General features: G+C 59.7%; 14 protein-coding genes. 7 read left to right on the plus strand and 7 right to left on the minus strand.

Annotated features, from left to right (window positions below; translation table 11 throughout):
• Positions 1–28: 28 nt before the first annotated feature.
• Both ACR0IV_RS05360 and ACR0IV_RS05365 read left to right on the plus strand, forming a co-directional pair.
• Entirely contained in the window at positions 29–1,693 is a 1,665-nt protein-coding gene (locus ACR0IV_RS05360; RefSeq protein ID WP_480657489.1) for a tetratricopeptide repeat protein, read from the plus strand.
• Positions 1,690–2,367 (plus strand): SH3 domain-containing protein, encoded by a 678-nt coding sequence (locus ACR0IV_RS05365; protein WP_480657488.1) that lies wholly within the window; start codon positions 1,690–1,692, stop codon positions 2,365–2,367. Before ACR0IV_RS05360 ends, ACR0IV_RS05365 begins: the two co-directional genes overlap by 4 nt.
• Here ACR0IV_RS05365 and mfd read toward each other — a convergent pair.
• A complete protein-coding gene (gene mfd, locus ACR0IV_RS05370) occupies positions 2,364–5,819 on the minus strand; it encodes a transcription-repair coupling factor (RefSeq protein ID WP_480657487.1) in 3,456 nt (1,151 codons plus the stop codon). The two genes, ACR0IV_RS05365 and mfd, sit on opposite strands and share 4 nt — an antisense overlap.
• A 19-nt stretch (positions 5,820–5,838) precedes the next feature.
• Positions 5,839–6,366 (minus strand): component of SufBCD complex, encoded by a 528-nt coding sequence (locus ACR0IV_RS05375; protein ID WP_480657486.1) that lies wholly within the window; start codon positions 6,364–6,366, stop codon positions 5,839–5,841.
• A 120-nt stretch (positions 6,367–6,486) separates the two neighbouring features.
• Here ACR0IV_RS05375 and hemB point away from each other — a divergent pair, with 120 nt between their 5' ends.
• The 4 genes from hemB to ACR0IV_RS05395 all read left to right on the plus strand — a co-directional run bounded on the left by hemB (position 6,487) and on the right by ACR0IV_RS05395 (position 11,327).
• Positions 6,487–7,485, plus strand: a complete 999-nt coding sequence (hemB, locus tag ACR0IV_RS05380; protein WP_480657485.1) for a porphobilinogen synthase — start codon at positions 6,487–6,489, stop codon at positions 7,483–7,485.
• A gap of 143 nt (positions 7,486–7,628) precedes the next feature.
• Positions 7,629–8,201, plus strand: a complete 573-nt coding sequence (locus tag ACR0IV_RS05385; RefSeq protein WP_480469655.1) for a lipid-binding SYLF domain-containing protein — start codon at positions 7,629–7,631, stop codon at positions 8,199–8,201.
• Between the two features lie 164 nt (positions 8,202–8,365).
• Positions 8,366–10,828, plus strand: coding sequence for a penicillin acylase family protein (locus ACR0IV_RS05390; protein ID WP_480657484.1), 2,463 nt, complete (start codon positions 8,366–8,368; stop codon positions 10,826–10,828).
• 103 nt (positions 10,829–10,931) lie between these two features.
• Complete coding sequence (locus tag ACR0IV_RS05395) at positions 10,932–11,327, plus strand: nuclear transport factor 2 family protein (RefSeq protein ID WP_480657483.1); 396 nt, start codon at positions 10,932–10,934, stop codon at positions 11,325–11,327.
• Here ACR0IV_RS05395 and hflX read toward each other — a convergent pair.
• The 4 genes from hflX to trkA all read right to left on the minus strand — a co-directional run bounded on the left by hflX (position 11,324) and on the right by trkA (position 15,882).
• The gene (hflX, locus tag ACR0IV_RS05400) at positions 11,324–12,595 is read right to left on the minus strand and encodes a GTPase HflX (protein WP_480657482.1); all 1,272 of its coding nucleotides are present in this window, start codon (positions 12,593–12,595) and stop codon (positions 11,324–11,326) included. The genes ACR0IV_RS05395 and hflX overlap by 4 nt on opposite strands.
• A complete protein-coding gene (gene hfq / locus ACR0IV_RS05405) occupies positions 12,595–12,834 on the minus strand; it encodes an RNA chaperone Hfq (protein ID WP_005982826.1) in 240 nt (79 codons plus the stop codon). Before hfq ends, hflX begins: the two co-directional genes overlap by 1 nt.
• Before the next feature lie 130 nt (positions 12,835–12,964).
• Complete coding sequence (locus tag ACR0IV_RS05410) at positions 12,965–14,506, minus strand: TrkH family potassium uptake protein (protein ID WP_480657481.1); 1,542 nt, start codon at positions 14,504–14,506, stop codon at positions 12,965–12,967.
• On the minus strand, positions 14,506–15,882 hold the full coding sequence (gene trkA / locus ACR0IV_RS05415; protein ID WP_480469650.1) for a Trk system potassium transporter TrkA: 1,377 nt from the start codon (positions 15,880–15,882) through the stop codon (positions 14,506–14,508). The genes ACR0IV_RS05410 and trkA overlap by 1 nt, the downstream gene beginning before the upstream one ends.
• A 96-nt stretch (positions 15,883–15,978) precedes the next feature.
• Between trkA and ACR0IV_RS05420 the strand changes: the two genes are divergently transcribed.
• Complete coding sequence (locus tag ACR0IV_RS05420) at positions 15,979–16,458, plus strand: hypothetical protein (protein ID WP_480657480.1); 480 nt, start codon at positions 15,979–15,981, stop codon at positions 16,456–16,458.
• A gap of 10 nt (positions 16,459–16,468) precedes the next feature.
• Here ACR0IV_RS05420 and ACR0IV_RS05425 read toward each other — a convergent pair whose 3' ends face one another.
• Entirely contained in the window at positions 16,469–17,641 is a 1,173-nt protein-coding gene (locus tag ACR0IV_RS05425; RefSeq protein WP_480657479.1) for an MFS transporter, read from the minus strand.
• Positions 17,642–17,658: the final 17 nt, after the last annotated feature.

A 17,658-nucleotide genomic window follows, 5' to 3' on the forward strand; every position in this document is an offset into this window, starting at 1 on the left:
TGCCTTCCAGACTTGGGAGGGGGTTTTCATGAGCGATTACTACGATCTGGGGACATATTCCTGTGCGGTCACGACATCGTCGTCCGAGGCGCAGCTCTGGTTCGATCGCGGGCTGGTCTGGACCTATGGTTATAACCACGACGAAGCAGTCGCCTGTTTCCAAAAGGCCGCCGAACATGACCCCGACTGCGCCATGGCGCATTGGGGCGTCGCCTATGCGGCAGGGCCGAACTACAACCTGCCATGGGATTTACGCGACGATCAAAATCAGAGCAAATCGTTGGCGATTGCCTACGATTCAACGCAGCGGGCAATGTCGCTGCTGGACAAGTGTACCCCGGTTGAACAAGCCCTCATCCGCGCCCTGCCCGCACGATACCCGCAGCGTGATCCGACGGAGGGCATGCACCGATGGGACTACGACTACGCCGACGCGATGCGCGCGGCCTTTGCCGAACAGCCTGACGATCTGGATTTGCGTACGATCTATGTCGAGGCGCTGATGAACCTCACGCCATGGCAGATGTGGGATCTAAAGACCGGTCAACCTGCTGAAGGCGCAGCCACGTTCGAGGCGCAGGAGGCTTTGGAAACCGCGATGGCCAACGATCCGGCGGCCATGTCTCATCCCGGATTGCTTCATCTTTATGTCCATCTGATGGAGATGTCTCCAACGCCAGAAAAGGCCCTGAAGGCGGGGGATATCCTGCGCACTTTGGTACCGGATGCGGGGCATCTGGTGCACATGCCCACCCATATCGACGTGCTGTGCGGCCACTATCAAAACGTTGTCCACTGGAACGAACAGGCCTCGGTCGCCGATCTGAAGTATTATGAGCGTGAAGGTGCGTTCAACATCTATACCGGCTATCGCCAGCACAATTATCACTTCACCATCTACGGCGCTATGTTCCTCGGTCAGATGGAACCGGCCCTGCGAGCCAATCAGGGCCTGTGGGAAACAACGCCCGAGGATATGTTGCGCGTCGAAAGCCCGCCCATGGCGGACTATTTCGAAAGCTACATGTCCATGGGGCCGCATATTCTGATCCGCTTTGGCCGCTGGGAAGAAGCCAAGGCACTGGAATTGCCCGAGGATCCCGATCTGTACCGCACCTTGACCGCGACCACGCATTATGCCCGCGCCATCGCCCATGCCGCGACCGGAGAGGTGACACAGGCCGAAGCAGAAGAGCAACTGTTCCTCGCCGCAAAAACCTGCGTGCCCGAGACCCGCCGCCTGCACAACAACCGGGTCATCGACCTGCTGGAGATTGCAGGGGAAATGCTGCGCGGTGAGATCGAGTATCGCAAAGGCAATTATGAGATCGCTTATGCCCATCTGCGCCGCTCGGTCGAACTGGATGATACGCTGCCCTATGATGAACCATGGGGATGGATGCAGCCGACCCGCCACGCACTCGGCGCATTGCTGTTTGAACAGGGCCATGTCGCCGAGGCCGAGGCCGTCTATCGCGAAGATCTGGGTCTGGGCGGCACGCTCAGCCGCGCCTCGATCCACCCCGACAATGTCTGGAGCCTGAAGGGCCTGCACGATTGCCTGAGCGCGCGCGGAGAGGCGGTGGAAATCCGGCAGATCAAACAACGTCTGGACCTCGCGCTTGCCCGCGCCGACCGCGCAGTCGGAGCATCCTGTTTCTGCGCACAAGCCGCAATGAGGGCCGCTGAATGAGAATACCCCTTCTGGTGGCCAGCTTGCTGATTGCTGGTCCGGCGCTTGCGCAGCGCCAGACCTTTCCACCCGTTGATGAGGCGGAGCGCGATCCCACGTTGCTCGCTTTCCGCGAAGACCTGCGGGCAAAGATCGACGCCCGCGATACAGATGCCGTCGTCGCCGCCGCCTGCCCAGATATCTATCTCAGCCATGGCAGCACCGGTGGCCCGGAAGAGTTCCATACCAACCTCACCGTGCCTCCGGAGATACTGGATGAAGAGTTTCAGGACGAAGCTGCGGAGCTTCGTGAATACTACTGGTCGCAATTACAGAAAACGCTTTCCCAACCGGGATATTTCGACGATCAGGGCGAATTCTGGATGCCGCATCATTGGCGGATCACCTTGCCCGCTGCGGTGGACCCATTCACGGCGTTCTTTGTTTCGGGCGAAAGCATCACTCTGCGCCAGACCCCATCGCGCGGCGCAGCCATCCTCGCGCTGATCAGCCATGAGATTGTGATCGTCCCTGACTTTCAGCCTGACGAAGAATATCAGAAGATAAGACTGACCGATGGGACTTCGGGATATCTGCTCAGCGATTTCTTGACTTCGATGGTCGGTTACCGCGCCGCAATTGTGAAATCCGACGCAGGTGAGTGGCAGCTCTGCACCTTTGTGACCGGAGACTAAGCCTTCGCCTTTTTCTTCTGGGCCACAACCTTTTCGGCCAGATCACGGGCAATGGCAAAAGCCCCTTTTATCTTGTCGCTGTCCTTCTTCCAGTCGCGGCGCACGACGATCTTGTTGTCCTTGACCTTGGCCAGCCCGCGCTGGTTCTGGATGAACTCGACCAGACCTTCAGGCGAGGCGAACTTGTCGTTGTGGAACTGGATCGTCGCGCCCTTCGGCCCGCCATCTAGCTTGGCAATGCCAGCGCGTTTGCACATCGCCTTGATACGCACGACCAGCATCAGGGTGTTGACCTCTTTCGGCAGGGTGCCGAAACGGTCGATCAACTCGGCGGCGAACCCTTCCAGCTCGACCTTGGTCGACAGAGACGACAGGCGGCGATAAAGCCCCAACCGCACGTCCAGATCGGGCACGTAATCCTCGGGGATCAGAACCGGTACGCCCAGATTGATCTGTGGTGCCCATTGGTCGTCAGCATCCGACAGGCCTTCCATCTCACCCGCTTTGATCTTGGCAATCGCCTCTTCCAGCATCGACTGATAAAGCTCATAGCCAACATCGCGCATCTGGCCCGATTGCTCTTCGCCCAGAAGGTTACCTGCCCCGCGAATGTCTAGGTCCTGAGACGCCAGCGTGAACCCGGCCCCCAGCGTATCCAGCGAGCCCAGAACCCGCAGGCGCTTCTCGGCCGTCGCCGTAAGTTTCTGACGCGGCTTGGTTGTCAGATAGGCATAGGCGCGGGTTTTCGAGCGCCCCACCCGACCCCGGATCTGATAGAGCTGCGCAAGGCCGAACATATCCGCTCGATGCACGACCATCGTGTTCGCAGTCGGAATATCCAGCCCGCTTTCCACAATCGTGGTCGCCAACAGCACATCATATTTGCCGTCATAGAAGGCATTCATCCGGTCATCGAGTTCGCCCGCTGCCATCTGTCCGTGTGCAACCACATAGGTCAGCTCTGGCAACTGCTCCTTCAGGAATTCCTCGATCTCGGGCAAGTCCGAAATGCGCGGCACCACATAGAAACTCTGCCCGCCGCGATAGTGCTCGCGCAGTAGCGCTTCACGGATCGTCACCGCGTCAAACTCGCTGACATAGGTGCGGATCGCCAGACGGTCGATGGGCGGAGTGCCGATGATTGAGAGATCACGTACGCCGGTCAGCGACAATTGCAACGTACGCGGGATCGGCGTGGCGGTAAGCGTCAGGACGTGCACGTCCGAGCGCAGCTGTTTCAGCCGCTCTTTATGACCCACACCGAAATGTTGTTCCTCGTCGATGATCAGCAGACCTAGGTTCTGGAACCGTATCCCCTTGGCCAGCAGCGCATGCGTGCCGATCACGATATCCACCGTGCCGCGCGCCAGCCCATCGCGGGTCTGCTGCGCCTCTTTCGCCGAAACAAAGCGCGACAATTGCCGGACCTCCAGCGGGAAACCGCGGAAGCGATCCTTGAACGAGGCCGCATGTTGTCGGGCCAGCAGAGTGGTCGGGGCGATCACAGCCACCTGCACGCCAGACATTGCCGCGACAAAGGCAGCACGCATCGCAACCTCGGTCTTACCAAAACCCACATCGCCGCAGATCAGACGATCCATCGGCGCGCCGGAATGCAGATCCTCCATGACTTCCGCTATCGCGCGCAGCTGGTCGTCGGTTTCCTGATACGGGAAACGTGCGCTGAACTCCTCCCACGCATGCGGCGGCGGATCCATGACCGGCGCCTTGCGCAAGGCACGCTCGGCAGCGATGCGGATCAGCTTGTCCGCCATCTCGCGAATACGCTCTTTCAGCTTGGCCTTCTTGGCCTGCCACGCACCACCACCCAGACGGTCCAGCAGCCCCTCGTCATGGCCGTATTTCGACAGCAGCTCGATGTTTTCGACCGGCAGGTACAGCTTGGACTGTTCGGCATATTCCAACAGCAAGCATTCATGCGCCGCACCTGCTGCCGTAACAACTTCCATCCCCTGATAGCGGCCAATACCGTGATCCACATGCACCACCAGATCACCGGGGCTGAGCGATTGGGTCTCGGTCAAGAAGTTCTCGGCCTTGCGGCGTTTCTTGGGCTGACGGATCAGGCGGTCGCCCAGTACATCCTGTTCAGCGATCACCGTCAGGTCAGGGGTTTCGAACCCGTGCTCCAACGCCCAGACGGCCAGATGCAGTCCGCGTTTCCCAACGCGGGTACCGTCGGTCACAGGGATCGCCTCGGCCAGACCTTCATCCTCAATCAACCCGGTCAGACGTTCGCGCGCGCCTTCGGAATAAGACGCGATCAGAACCGGCCCCTTGGCCATCTTGTCGGTGATATGACTGGCCAGAGCGCCAAAGAGGCTGATGCTTTCCTGCTGCCGCTCGGGTGCAAAGTTGCGCCCGATACGGCCACCCGCGTCAATCACACCCGGCCCGCTGGCCTGCAGCAGAGGGCTGAATTGCAGAACGCGGCGGTCACCTACGGCCTGCTCCCACGCGGCGTCATCCAGATACAGCAAACCGGGTGGGGTCGGTTTGTAAACCGTATCCATGCGCGAGCGATTTTCGAGTGCCAGCTTGCGCGTCTCGTACTGGTCGGAAATCGTATCCCAACGCGCCAGCCGAGCAGGTGTGACCTGATCGTCCAGCGAAACGGAGGCCTCGGGCAGATAATCAAAAAGTGTTTCCAGTTTTTCATGGAAGAACGGCAACCAATGCTCAATGCCCTGGTGCTTGCGGCCCGCGCTGACCGCCTCATAAAGCGGATCATCGGTACCGGCCGCGCCGAACTCAATGCGATAGTTCTGACGGAACCGGGTAATGGCGGCTTCGTCCAGAATGACCTCAGACACCGGGGCGAGTTCGACCACCTCAAGCTTCTCGGTCGTGCGTTGCGATACAGGATCAAACCGACGCGCCCCGTCCAATACATCCCCGAACAGGTCCAGCCGGACGGGGCCAGCTTCACCCGGCGGGAAAATGTCGATAATCCCGCCGCGAATTGCATAGTCACCGAGCTCCATAACGGTCGGGCTTTGGGTGAACCCCATGCGCACCAGGAAATTCCGCAAAGCCTCTTCATCAACCCGATGATCGACACGCGCCGTGAAGGCAGCCTCGCGTAGCACATCCCGCGCAGGCACCCGCTGTGTCGCCGCATTCAGCGTCGTCAGCAGGACAAACCGAGCCGGCATCTGGTGCACCAGCGCCGCAAGCGTCGCCACCCGTGCTGCTGCGATATCGGCGTTCGGCGATACCCGGTCATAAGGCAGGCAGTCCCAGCCCGGAAACACGAAGACCGGCATGTCCGGGGCGAAGAATGCAAGCGCCGCCCGCATCGCCTCCATCCGCTTGTCATCGCGGGCCACGTGAACAACAGGGCCGCCCGAACGGGCAATCTCGTTCAGGACAAGCTGCGCGTCAAACCCCTCAGGGGCACCGCCAACCGTAACATGGTTCGGAGCCGTCATCGCCTCGTCCTTTCCGATTTTACCAGCCCAAAAGGCCAATCGAGAAGTTCTGGTACATCCCCCAGAGGCATGTGATCAAGATCGAAATCATTCCAATGATCTGAGTATAGACCCGGCATCGCGTCAGTATCTTTGATACAGTCTCGAGCGTTGGCTCCTGCCGGTGCAACCGCCGAGCTGCCGAGATATTTATCAGCATTACGAAACATAGGGGAAACAGCAGCAGAAACACCGCCTGTGCGAACTCGACACCGTAGAAAAATCCCAGCGTCGCGAGGCCGGTGAAGATAAAACAACTGAGCGCCAGGATAGCCAGACCGGACACATCAACGATATACAGCAACCGGTTCCCATTGATGCGAACGATGTCCAGCAGATCGCGCTCGGTCTGGCCACCAACCCGGCGTGCACGTACCACCAGATCGTAAGGTACCCCCATCGCCCAATGGCTGGCCGAGGACCAAAGCACGGCCAATCCGATCCAATACCATAGGTTCGAGAAGCTACGCATGTCGATGAGTTCGAAAATCGTAGAGTATATGTCCAAGCGTCAGCCCTTTATTCACCGTCTGCAGGGACCTTCATCGCATCGGCGCGTCCATTGTTACCCTTGAGACCACGGGCAATTCATGCCACCCAATGTGCGATTGTTCAAGGAGAGCGCGCCATGAAACCGACCATCGCCCCCTATCCCCTGACCCGCTTCCGCAGGGCCCGCCAATCGCAGGCGATACGGGGACTGGTGCGTGAGAATACCCTGACGGTCGATGATTTTATCTGGCCGGTCTTTGTGCGCGATGGGGAAGGTATTGAAGAGCCTGTACCATCGATGCCCGGTGTCGTGCGTCGATCCGTCGACCTGATCGCCAAAGCCGCAGTCGAGGCGCAGGCCATCGGCATACCGGCAATTTGCGTGTTTCCCTACACTGATCCCAGCTTGAAAACCGAAGACTGCGCCGAAGCCTGGAACCCCGACAACCTGTCCAACCGCGCGATTCGCGCCATCAAGGCGGCGGCTCCGGATATTGCGGTGATGACCGACGTGGCGCTCGATCCCTACAACATCAACGGCCACGACGGCTATGTGGTCGATGGCGAGATCGTGAATGATCAGACGGTCGAAGCGCTGGTGAAAATGACGCTGGCGCAGGCCGAAGCCGGGGCCGATATTATCGGCCCCTCGGATATGATGGATGGCCGGATCGGCGCGATGCGCAATGCGCTCGAAGCGGCAGGGCATCACAATGTGATGATCCTCAGCTATGCCGCAAAGTATGCCAGTGCCTTTTACGGCCCGTTCCGCGATGCCGTGGGGGCCTCGGGCGCATTGACAGGCGACAAGAAGACTTACCAGATGGATCCGGCCAATTCGAACGAGGCCTTGCGTCTGATCGAACGCGATCTGACCGAGGGCGCGGATATGGTCATGATCAAACCGGGGATGCCCTATCTGGACATCTGCCGCCGCGTGAAAGACAGCTTTGGCGCACTGACCTATGCATATCAAGTGTCTGGTGAATACGCGATGATCCAGGCTGCTGCACAGAACGGATGGATCGACGGCGAAAAAGTGATGCTGGAAAGCCTGTTGGCCTTCAAACGCGCGGGCTGTGACGGCATCTTGACCTATTTTGCACCCGAAGCTGCTCGCATTCTGCAAGGCTAACGTCTCAGATTGTCGCAATTTTTCGCCGATTTGCTGCGCCCGCGGCACAGCTTTCCCGTGACAGGCGGCTGCAATCGGCGTATTCTTGCATACAAGATCGGGAACACCCGACATATCAGGCACATATACAGAGACAGAGAAACATGAGCAGTTCAAACTCCCCCCGACTCAGCCGTCGCGGCTTTGCTTTTGGCATGGCCGGGCTGACCCTGACCGCAGCTTGCGGCAATGGGGTCGGCAACTCGAATGCGGCCACCATCGACGCGCGTGTCGATGCAACGCTGAACGAGATGTACAACAAGTACCCCAACACCCTTGAGATCGCGAACAAGGCCAACGGAATGCTGGTCATGCCGCTGATCACCGAGGCTGGGTTCATCTTCGGCGGTGCCTATGGTCAAGGCGCGCTGCGTATTCAAGGCGCGACCGTGGACTATTACTCGGCCATTTCAGGCAGCGCGGGCCTTCAGATCGGTGCGCAGCAATATGCGCATGTGCTGTTCTTCATGACCGACGAGGCGTTGAACGATTTCCGCCGCTCGAACGGTTGGACCGCCGGGGCAGACATCGGTTACGTGGTCGATGCGACAGGAGAATCCCTGTCGACCGACACCACGCAATTGCGCAAACCCGTTCTGGCTGCGGTTTTCGGGCAGGCTGGTTTGAAATTCGGCGCGACGGTCGAAGGCACCAAATACACGCGCATCATCCCCTGATACTCAAGATACCACCCTCCCCCTCGGACGAGCCCCGCTGCATGTTGTGGCGGGGCTCTGAGTTTCGATGGTTTTCGACGAAGACAGGCGGCATTCCTCTTTCGGTCCGGCTGGGCTTCCAGTAACCTCGGCGAAAATAATGACGCAGAGATTTCGGGGGACAAATGGGTCTGGTTTTTCGCTGGCTGGTGAGACTTACGACGGGCCTGATCCTGCTGGTGATCGCCGCCGTGGGGCTGGTCTATTTCCTGGCAAGCCAGTCCCTGCCCGAATACGATCAAACCCTTGACGTAGAAGGAATAACCGCCCCCGTCGAAATCGTACGCGACACGGCGAACGTGCCGCATATCCTGGGTGCTTCCGATCCGGATGTGTTTTTTGGCCTTGGATACGCGCACGCGCAGGATCGGTTGTGGCAGATGACCATTCTGCGCCGCACCGTACAGGGCCGTTTGTCCGAAGTTTTTGGACAACGCACCGTTACTATCGACAAGTTGTTGCGCCGGTTGGACCTCTATGGGCTCGCCCATCGCTCGGTCGAGGTGCAGGATGACTATACCAAGGCCGCCCTGCGCGCTTATTCAGCAGGGATTAACGCGCGCCTGACCGAAATCAACGAAGAGGCGCTTGGCCGGGGTGCGCCCGAGATGTTCTTGTTCAACGCGCCGGTCCCCCCGTGGCAGCCGGGCGACAGTCTAGCGATCATGAAGCTGATGAGCCTGCAACTTTCGGGCCACCTCGCAGACGAAGTTCTGCGCGCGCGTACATCTTTGATGCTGGACGATCCTGCGCGACTTGCCGACATACTACCCGACGTCCCCGGCCCCGGTATCGCGGCGTTGCCCGAATACGCCGCGCTGTTGCCAAACCTGCCGCGCTATGCGCAAGGCACATCGATGCCCGACTCGCCCCTGTCCCCATTCCCGCAGCGTGGTCTGGCGGGCGCATCAAACGCCTGGACCGCTGCGCCGTCCCGGTCGGCCAGCGGCGGCACTTTGCTGGCCAACGATCCGCATCTGGGTTTCACCGCACCCGGCATCTGGTATCTGGCACGGTTGGAGCTGGCCAAAGGCGGCGTAATCGGCGCGACCATTCCGGGCATTCCGGCGGTCTCGGCCGGGCGCAGCGAGCGTCTGGGTTGGGGGCTGACCTCGTCTTATTTGGATGATCAGGACGTTCACATCGAACAGCTGAACCCTGATAATCCCGAGGAATACCTCACACCCGACGGCTACAAACGCTTTCAGACCCGCCCCTCGATCATCGAGATCAAGGATACCGCACCAATCACCCTGACCCTGCGCTGGACCGAGAATGGCCCCGTTCTGCCGGGCACCGATTACGATCTGGAAACCATCACACCGCCGGGCCACGTGGCGTCATTGTCGTGGAGCGCATTGAGCCCTCGCGACACCTCGATGAGCGCCTCTCTGGCGTTGATGAACGCTGACACGGTGCGCGAAGCCATTGATCTGGGTGAAGATTTCATTGCCCCATCGCAAAACCTGTCGCTGGTCGACAAAGACACGATCGGCCTGAAATTGATCGGAGCGATGCCCCGGCGCGACCTGAACCATCAAAGCCGCGGTCGCATTCCGTCTCCCGGCTGGCTGGAACGGAACCGCTGGCAGGGTCGACTGCCCTATGCCGACAACCCTGAGTTTGTGGCCCCGGTCGGCGGCGTGCTCGGCAACACGAATAACAAGATCATTGACCGCCCTTTTCCGCGACACGTTTCCTATGAATGGGGCGACACGCAGAGGATCAATCGCTGGGAACGCCTGATGCAGTCGCGCGAAGTGCACACCCGCGACAGCTTTATCGAAGCGCAACTAGATACGGTCAGCTTCACGGCGCGGTCCCTGCTGCCGCTGATCGGTGCCGACCTCTGGTTCACGGGCGAATCCGCGCCCGAAGGAACCCCCGAACGGCAACGTCGGATTGCGCTGGACCTGCTGGCCAACTGGAACGGTGAGATGAACGAACATCTGCCGGAACCGCTGATCTATGCCGCGTGGCTGCGCGCGCTACAGATCCGCCTGATCACGGACGAACTCGGCCCGCTTGCTACGGAATTCAAGCACGTGGATCCCCTCTTCATCGAGCGGGTTTACCGCGACATCGATGGGGCCTCGGTCTGGTGCGACGTACATCAAAGCGCACCGCTTGAGACCTGTATTGACATGGCGCGGCTAGCACTGGACGACGCCATTATCTGGATTTCCGAGCGCTATGGCTCTGCGCTTGAGTCCTTGCGTTGGGGCGATGCGCATCAGGCAACCCATGACCACCCCGTGTTGGGTGACGTTCCGGTGCTGCGATTCTTCGTCAACATCCGTCAATCCACCAGCGGTGGCGACAACACTCTGCTGCGTGGGCGAACCTCGGGCGAAGGGCCGGACCCGTTCCAGAACGTGCATGGTGCAGGCTATCGTGGCGTTTACGATTTCGCCGATCCCGACAGTTCGGTCTTTATCACCGCGACCGGGCAATCAGGCCATTTCCTGTCGCGCTACTACGACGATCAGGCACAGCTGTGGCGAAGGGGGGAATATATCCCGATGTCACTGGATATCGGACTTGCCCGCGCTGCGGCAGTCGGGGTGACCATGCTCAACCCGCGCTAATCAAATCGGCAAATCCCCGCCCCTTTCTGCGCCGCTCGTGGACGCACTCATTCGTTTTCGCCTAAAATCATCAGGCCGTCGCATTGTACGAAGGGGGAAATGCATGGGCAGCCTTCGCGATACCTTGAACAATCTCGCACGTGATTATGCCATCGCCTGGAGTTCGGGTGATCCTGAATCCGTCGCTCGTTTCTTCGCCCCTGAAGGCCGGATCACCATCAATCACGGCGAAACTCTGCAGGGCCATGCAGCAATCACTGAGATGGCGCGTGCGTTGTACGCAGAGTTTCCCGATCTCGAAGTGCGTTGCGACATGATGCGATGGGCCGGACCGCATGCCTTGTTCGTCAGAACGCTCGAAGGGCATCACAAAGCCACCGGAAACCGTGTTGTCACGCGCGGTTGGGAGCAATGGGAACTAACGCCGGACAATAAGATCCAAAGCTCATCGGAGTGGTTTGATGCGGACGAGCGTCAAAGCCAGATTGACGGAACCTAAAGCGCTGCGAAACGCGCCGCTTGTTTGTCGGTCCAGAGCACGGTGATCTCAAAACCTTCTTCGGTCTGTTCCTCTGATCGCACGACATCCTGACGGAACAGCCATGCACGCTTTTGGCCCTCGGCAAAGCCCAATGACAGCGTCACCTCATGCCTCGCGCCCTGCAGAATCGTTGCAATTTCAGAGAGCAGAGGATCAACGCCCTCGCCCGTCACGGCCGATATCGCAAAGATTGCCGGATCGCGCTCAGCCCGTGCCGTCGCGGCTTCGCGTTCGTCGGGGCTCAGCAAGTCGATCTTATTCCAGACCACAAGCCGGGGCCGATCATCCTCGACCCCCAGAGAGGTCAGGATCGTCTCAACATCCTGCGCCTGTGCATCCGTCTCTTCGTGGCTGATATCGCGGACATGCACGACCAGATCTGCGCCCAGCACCTCTTCTAACGTGGCGCGGAAGGCGGCGACCAACTCAGTTGGCAGGTTTGAGATAAAACCCACCGTGTCGGACAGGATCACTTCGGGGCCGTCCGGCAGCTCAACCCGCCGCATGGTCGGGTCGAGCGTGGCGAACAGCATGTCCTTGGCCATCACTTCGGCCCCGGTCAGACGGTTGAATAACGTGGACTTCCCGGCGTTGGTGTATCCGACCAGAGCGACAATCGGGTACGGAACCTTGGCTCGCGCGGCCCTGTGCAAGGTGCGTGTCTTCACCACTTTCTGCAACTGGCGGCGCAGGCGGACCAGTTGTTCGTCGATGGCGCGCCGGTCAGCCTCAATCTGGGTTTCGCCGGGTCCGCCGACAAACCCAAGGCCACCACGCTGGCGTTCCAGGTGGGTCCAGGCCCGCACCAGCCGCGTACGCTGATAGCTGAGAGCGGCCATCTCGACCTGCAGCACACCTTCTCGGGTACGCGCACGGTCGCTGAAGATTTCCAGAATCAAGCCAGTTCGGTCGAGGATTTTGACCTTCCACGCCTTCTCCAAATTGCGCTGCTGAACCGGCGTCACCGGCCCATCGATCAGAACCAGCTCGATCTCATTGTCGTGCAGGCGTTCTGCCAGTTCTTCGATCTTGCCGCTGCCGAACAACAATCCGGCTTGCGCGCGCGGCAGGCGCACGATTTCAGACCCGACCACATCCAGATCGGGCAAAGCGGCAGCCAATGCCACCGCTTCTTCCAGCGCCGGTTCGGGGACGCGGCGCTGTTCATCTGATTTGATTTCGGGATGCAGCACCCAAGCGCGGGTGCGCGCCCTCTCATGTTCCATCAAGAGGCGTCTTCGCCCTCATACAGGTTGATCGGCTGTGACGGCATGATGGTCGAAATCGCGTGCTTATAGACCAACTGCGACTGTCCGTCGCGGCGTAGAAGCACGCAGAAATTGTCGAACCAGGTGATCACACCCTGCAATTTCACGCCGTTGATCAGGAATATTGTGACCGGGACCTTTGCTTTCCGTACATTGTTCAGGAACGCGTCCTGCAGATTCTGTCTGTCCGAAGCCATATTTTATTATCTCGCCATTGTTCTTGCTACGCGCTGCGGACCAACGCGCTCCCTCTGGAGGAGTATGGAGTGCCGCGCACAGATATTCCAGATGAAAAATCAGGCAGTAACGCCAACCGTTGACGATAGGTCAATCGCGCCACAGGGTGGGCGTAATCAGCGCAACGATGGCCAGCGTCTCAAGCCGCCCGATCACCATCGCCGCACAAAGCGTCAACTTGGCCCCGCCGGACAGGTCGATCAGGCGGATCGGAACGTCCGTGGCCAGCTCGATCAACGGCCCCGTCGTGCTGAGTGCGGCAACGCTCAGCACCATTGCCTGTTCAAACCCGACCCCCATCGCGGCCAGCAAAAGGTCAAACATCGCAAGCGTCAGAGCGAACATCATCAGAAAGATCCACGCGATGAAGGCACCGTCGCTTTGGATGCGGCGGTTGCCCCCGCCCTCGCCACTTACCGATGAGGGATAGATCAGCCGGTCAATCTCACGCTTGCCATTGAGGTAGAGCGCAAAGACACGCAGCAGCTTCACCCCGCCTGCCGTGGTTGCAACCCCGCCCCCGATCAGTGCCAGCCCCATCAAGATCAGCCCCGGCGTGCCCAGGCCCGAGAGTTGCTGCGCATCATTCCAATTTGCACTCTCAAACCCTGCCGTGGTCAGGAACGACATCGCGGTAAAGATCATGCCCCAGATCACCTGCAGCGCCTGCAGCGGAGTGACATCAATGCTCAGCTCCGCCACGCCCGACAAAAACCGCAGGAACAGCAGCACGGCCACGGCAAGCACGATTGAAACGCCGATGCGAAGCTCGGGGTCTTTGTCCAGTCGGGTATAGCCCGAGGTGGCCGTATCGGTTGAGAATGTCAGCCGAGACAGGGCGAAGAACAGAAAGAGGAACAGGATCGCCTCCCCTGTGAAGCCAGCTGTCGACCCCTCCAACCCTCCGACAGGCGAGATTCCCGACGTCGCCATCACCGACATCGCATGGCAAACGGCTGTCAGACCTTGCTCCCCCGCGATCAGCAACAGGATCCAGATTACAGCGGTTAGCCCGGCATAGACCGGGGTCAGCGTACGTGTCACGCGGATCAGATGTCCGCGCGGGTCCATCTTTTCGCTTTGCGCCACTCCGGTGACCGGGCGGCCCGGTTGTCCGCGCGCAGTGACCTCGAACCCTCCCAGCGACAGCGGGGCAAGGATCGCCGCTGCCGCAATCCACATCAGCAGCCCACCCAGCCAACCCACCAGAGCGCGCCACAGATGCAGTGGTGCAGACAGGCGTCCGGGATCAGGAAACAGATCAGCCCCGGTGGTGGTGAGCGCACTGACCATATCGAAATAGGCGTTCAGAAAGCTCGTCGTGCCAAGCGCCTCGTGGAACGGGATAGCCAGAAAAATCGGCAGGATCGTGAACGAGGCCAGAAGAACGGCCAACTGGCCCAGCGTCCCGCGTCGCGGTGTTCTGTTCGACATCGCCACGGCAATGATCGACACCACAAACAGGCCCAGAAGCCCGGAATAAAAGAATGATCGCGAGGTATGGTGATCATCCAGTGTCAGCGCGTAGATCGCTGGTATCCACATCGCAAGCGCCGAAACGCCCCAGATCATCAGAAGCAACGGCAGCCGCCGCAGCACTCCGACCCGATGCTGTCCGCGCGCTTGCAACATCAGAAGAAATCGATCGAGACCTGCATCAGGCGTTCCACCTCGGGTACGTCCTTGGCCATCGCAAAGATGGCGACCACGTCTTTCTCATCAATGCGAAGGCTGCCGGTCGGGCGCACTACTTCGTCGCCCTTACGTACCGCTCCGACCAGAACGCCTTCGGGGAAATCGATGTCACGCAGTTTTTGCCCGGCCATCGGTGAGGTTGAAAGCACCTCGGCCTCGATCACTTCGGCCTCGGCATCGCCGATGGAATAGACCTGACGAACGCGCCCGTGGCGGATATGGCGCAGGATCGAGCTGACGGTCGTGGCGCGCGGGTTGATATAGGCGTCGATGCCCAACGGGCCCATCAGCGCCACCATGCTGGGGTCATTGATCAATGCAATCGCCAGCGCGCAGCCCTCGCCCTTGGCACGCACGGCGGCCAGCATGTTGGTACGATCATCATCTGTAACCGCAAGCATCGCATCCGCGCGTTCGATCCCCGCCTCGCTCAGCAGCGCCGAATCCAGACCGTCGCCGTTCAGAACGATCGTCCGTTCCAACGCCTCAGCGGCGATTTCAGCGCATCTGCGATCACGTTCGATAATCTTGGCACGCACGCGGCTTTCACGCTCTTCCAGCGTCCGGGCCACTTCCAGCCCGACATTACCGCCCCCAACGATCACAACCCGATCCTGCTGGCGTTGCGCTTTGCCAAACACCTCCATCGTGCGGTCGACATCCTTGACGCTGGTGAAGACATAGCATTCGTCGCCAACAAACAGCTGATCATCCGGTTCAGGGGCAAACAGCGACCCTTCGCGCCGGACGCCCACGACGATGGAACTGAGGGTCGAGAACAAATCGGTCAGCTGACGCAGAGGCGTATTCACAATCGGGCAGTCCTCATCGACCCGAATGCCCAAAAGCTGCGCCTTACCATCCATGAACAGTTCGGTGTCAAAAGCCGATGGGGCCGAGAGGCGCCGCATGGCCGCTGCCGCAACCTCGCGTTCGGGGCTGATCACAACATCAATGGGCAGATGATCGCGGCGGTAGAGATCGGAATGGATCGCCTCCAGATAGGATTTCGAGCGCAGCCGCGCGATCTTGCGCTGGATCGCAAACACCGAATGCGCCATCTGACAGGTGACCATATTCACCTCGTCCGAATGGGTTGCGGCGATGATCATATCGGCGTCACGCGCCCCTGCCCGTTCCAGCACATCCGGATAGCTGGCGAACCCTGCAATGCCCTGCACGTCCAGCGTCTCGGTCGCGCGGCGCACCAGATCGGGGTTGTTATCGACCACCGTCACATCGTTCAGCTCGCCCGAAAGATGACGCGCAATCTGCCAGCCCACCTGACCGGCACCGCATATGATGACCTTCATACAATTGGCCCCTCTGCCTGAAATCTTTGAATGACAGATGCCCCCAAAGCGGTCAATTGAATTGTCATACCGCATAAGCTGCGGCAAGATAAGCGCATGAAAACATTGCTGCCCGGCCTGATTTGCCTGCTGACCCTTTCTGCTTGCGGACCACTGTCGCTTTATTACCGCGAGGGCGAGAGCGTCGCGCGCATGCAGACCGAGACCACCGCCTGTCAGGTGCAGGCACTGAAAGACGCCCCCGTCGCCAATCAGGTCCGGCAGAGCCCGCCGGTCTATTGGCCCGGTCGCACCTATTGCGACCGCAATGGCAGATGCTATCGAAATCCGGGCTGGTGGGAGCCGGGACGGATTTACACGGTCGATGTGAATCAGGGCCTGCGAAACAAGGTCGAGGCGCAGTGTATGGCCTCAAAAGGGTATCGCCCGGTCAGCCTGCCACCCTGCAAACAAGGGGTGAAATCGCGGGTTGTGCCCACTCGGACGACCACATTTCCGCCCTTGAGCACCGAGTCCTGTTTCGTGAAGTTTGACGATGGCTCGTTCCAGATCATCACGCCGGGGCAAACAGGGTAGTCCTCAGCCGCTAGTCGGTGACCATAGCGCGGCGCAGTCCAAGAAAGATATGCAGCATCATTGCGATGGCGTAGAACCCGACAACAGCCCCGAACATCGCCGTTTCATCAATACCCACAAGGATCGCCAGCAGAACCGGCGTGCCCAGAAGGTTTCCGGCATTGCCCATCTGCGCCATTCCACCATAGCTAAGCGCCTGCGCCTCGGCCGTGTCATTGAGCTGGGGCACCGCAGCAAAACTGCCGCCCTGAACCAGCCCCAGCACGGCAAACAAGGCAATACCGACAACCGCCAGCGGTGCCCCGATAAACAAGGCCCCGATGCTCACTATGCCCAGACCAAAGCCTAGATTAACAACGGCGACACAGGAAAAGACATTCAGAAGCAGCGGCACCAACAGCCAGGACAACGCAATCCCAGCCAAAGGCATCAGTGCCGCAACCGACGCGCCCTGCCCCTCAGGCAACTGTCCCGGCAGAATTGCAAGCAGCGAAACAAAGGTCAGCGTATAGAAGAACCACCCGATGGCGGGTGCCGAAATAAAGGGTGAGCGGTAGGTTCTGACATGAGCCTCAAGAAACGCAGCCCATCCGCGACCCGTTTCCGTAATCGGTCCCATCTCGATCTTGATCCGGCTCAGCGCGATCATTGCGGCGATCAACAGCATCAGGGCTCCGTGCAGGGCGAAATAGGTGGGCAGTCCGAAACGGTCTACAATTGGCAGGCCGAACCACACGTTCAGCGCGAAGGCGACGCCAAAGAAGGTGCTCCACAACACCATCGCCAGATTGCGCGCCTTGCCGGTGGTAATCTGGGCAATCAGCGTGGGGGCCGCGACAACGATTGCCAGATGCGACGCCCCTTCGGCGACGCGACTTGCCAGCATCATATAGAAGCCCGGCAGACTCGCCTGCAGCAAAGACAAAGCGCCACCCAGAACCAGCCCGGACAAGAGCAGACGCATCGGCCCAACCCGGGCAGTGATCGCGCCCGAGGTCGCCCCGAACACCGCCCCCATCAGGCTGATGATGGACAGCAACCAGCCGATCACTGCGGATTGCTCGAGATACAGCAGGCTGATTTCGGCGAAAGGTACAGCGATCTTGGCGAATTGCGTGGCAGCACCTAGCCCTGCAAACCAGATCAGTATGACTTGCGCAAATCTCAGGTAAGGAAATGTCATGTTCCGGGTCTAACCTG

This window comes from Ruegeria sp. C2, assembly GCF_056537765.1.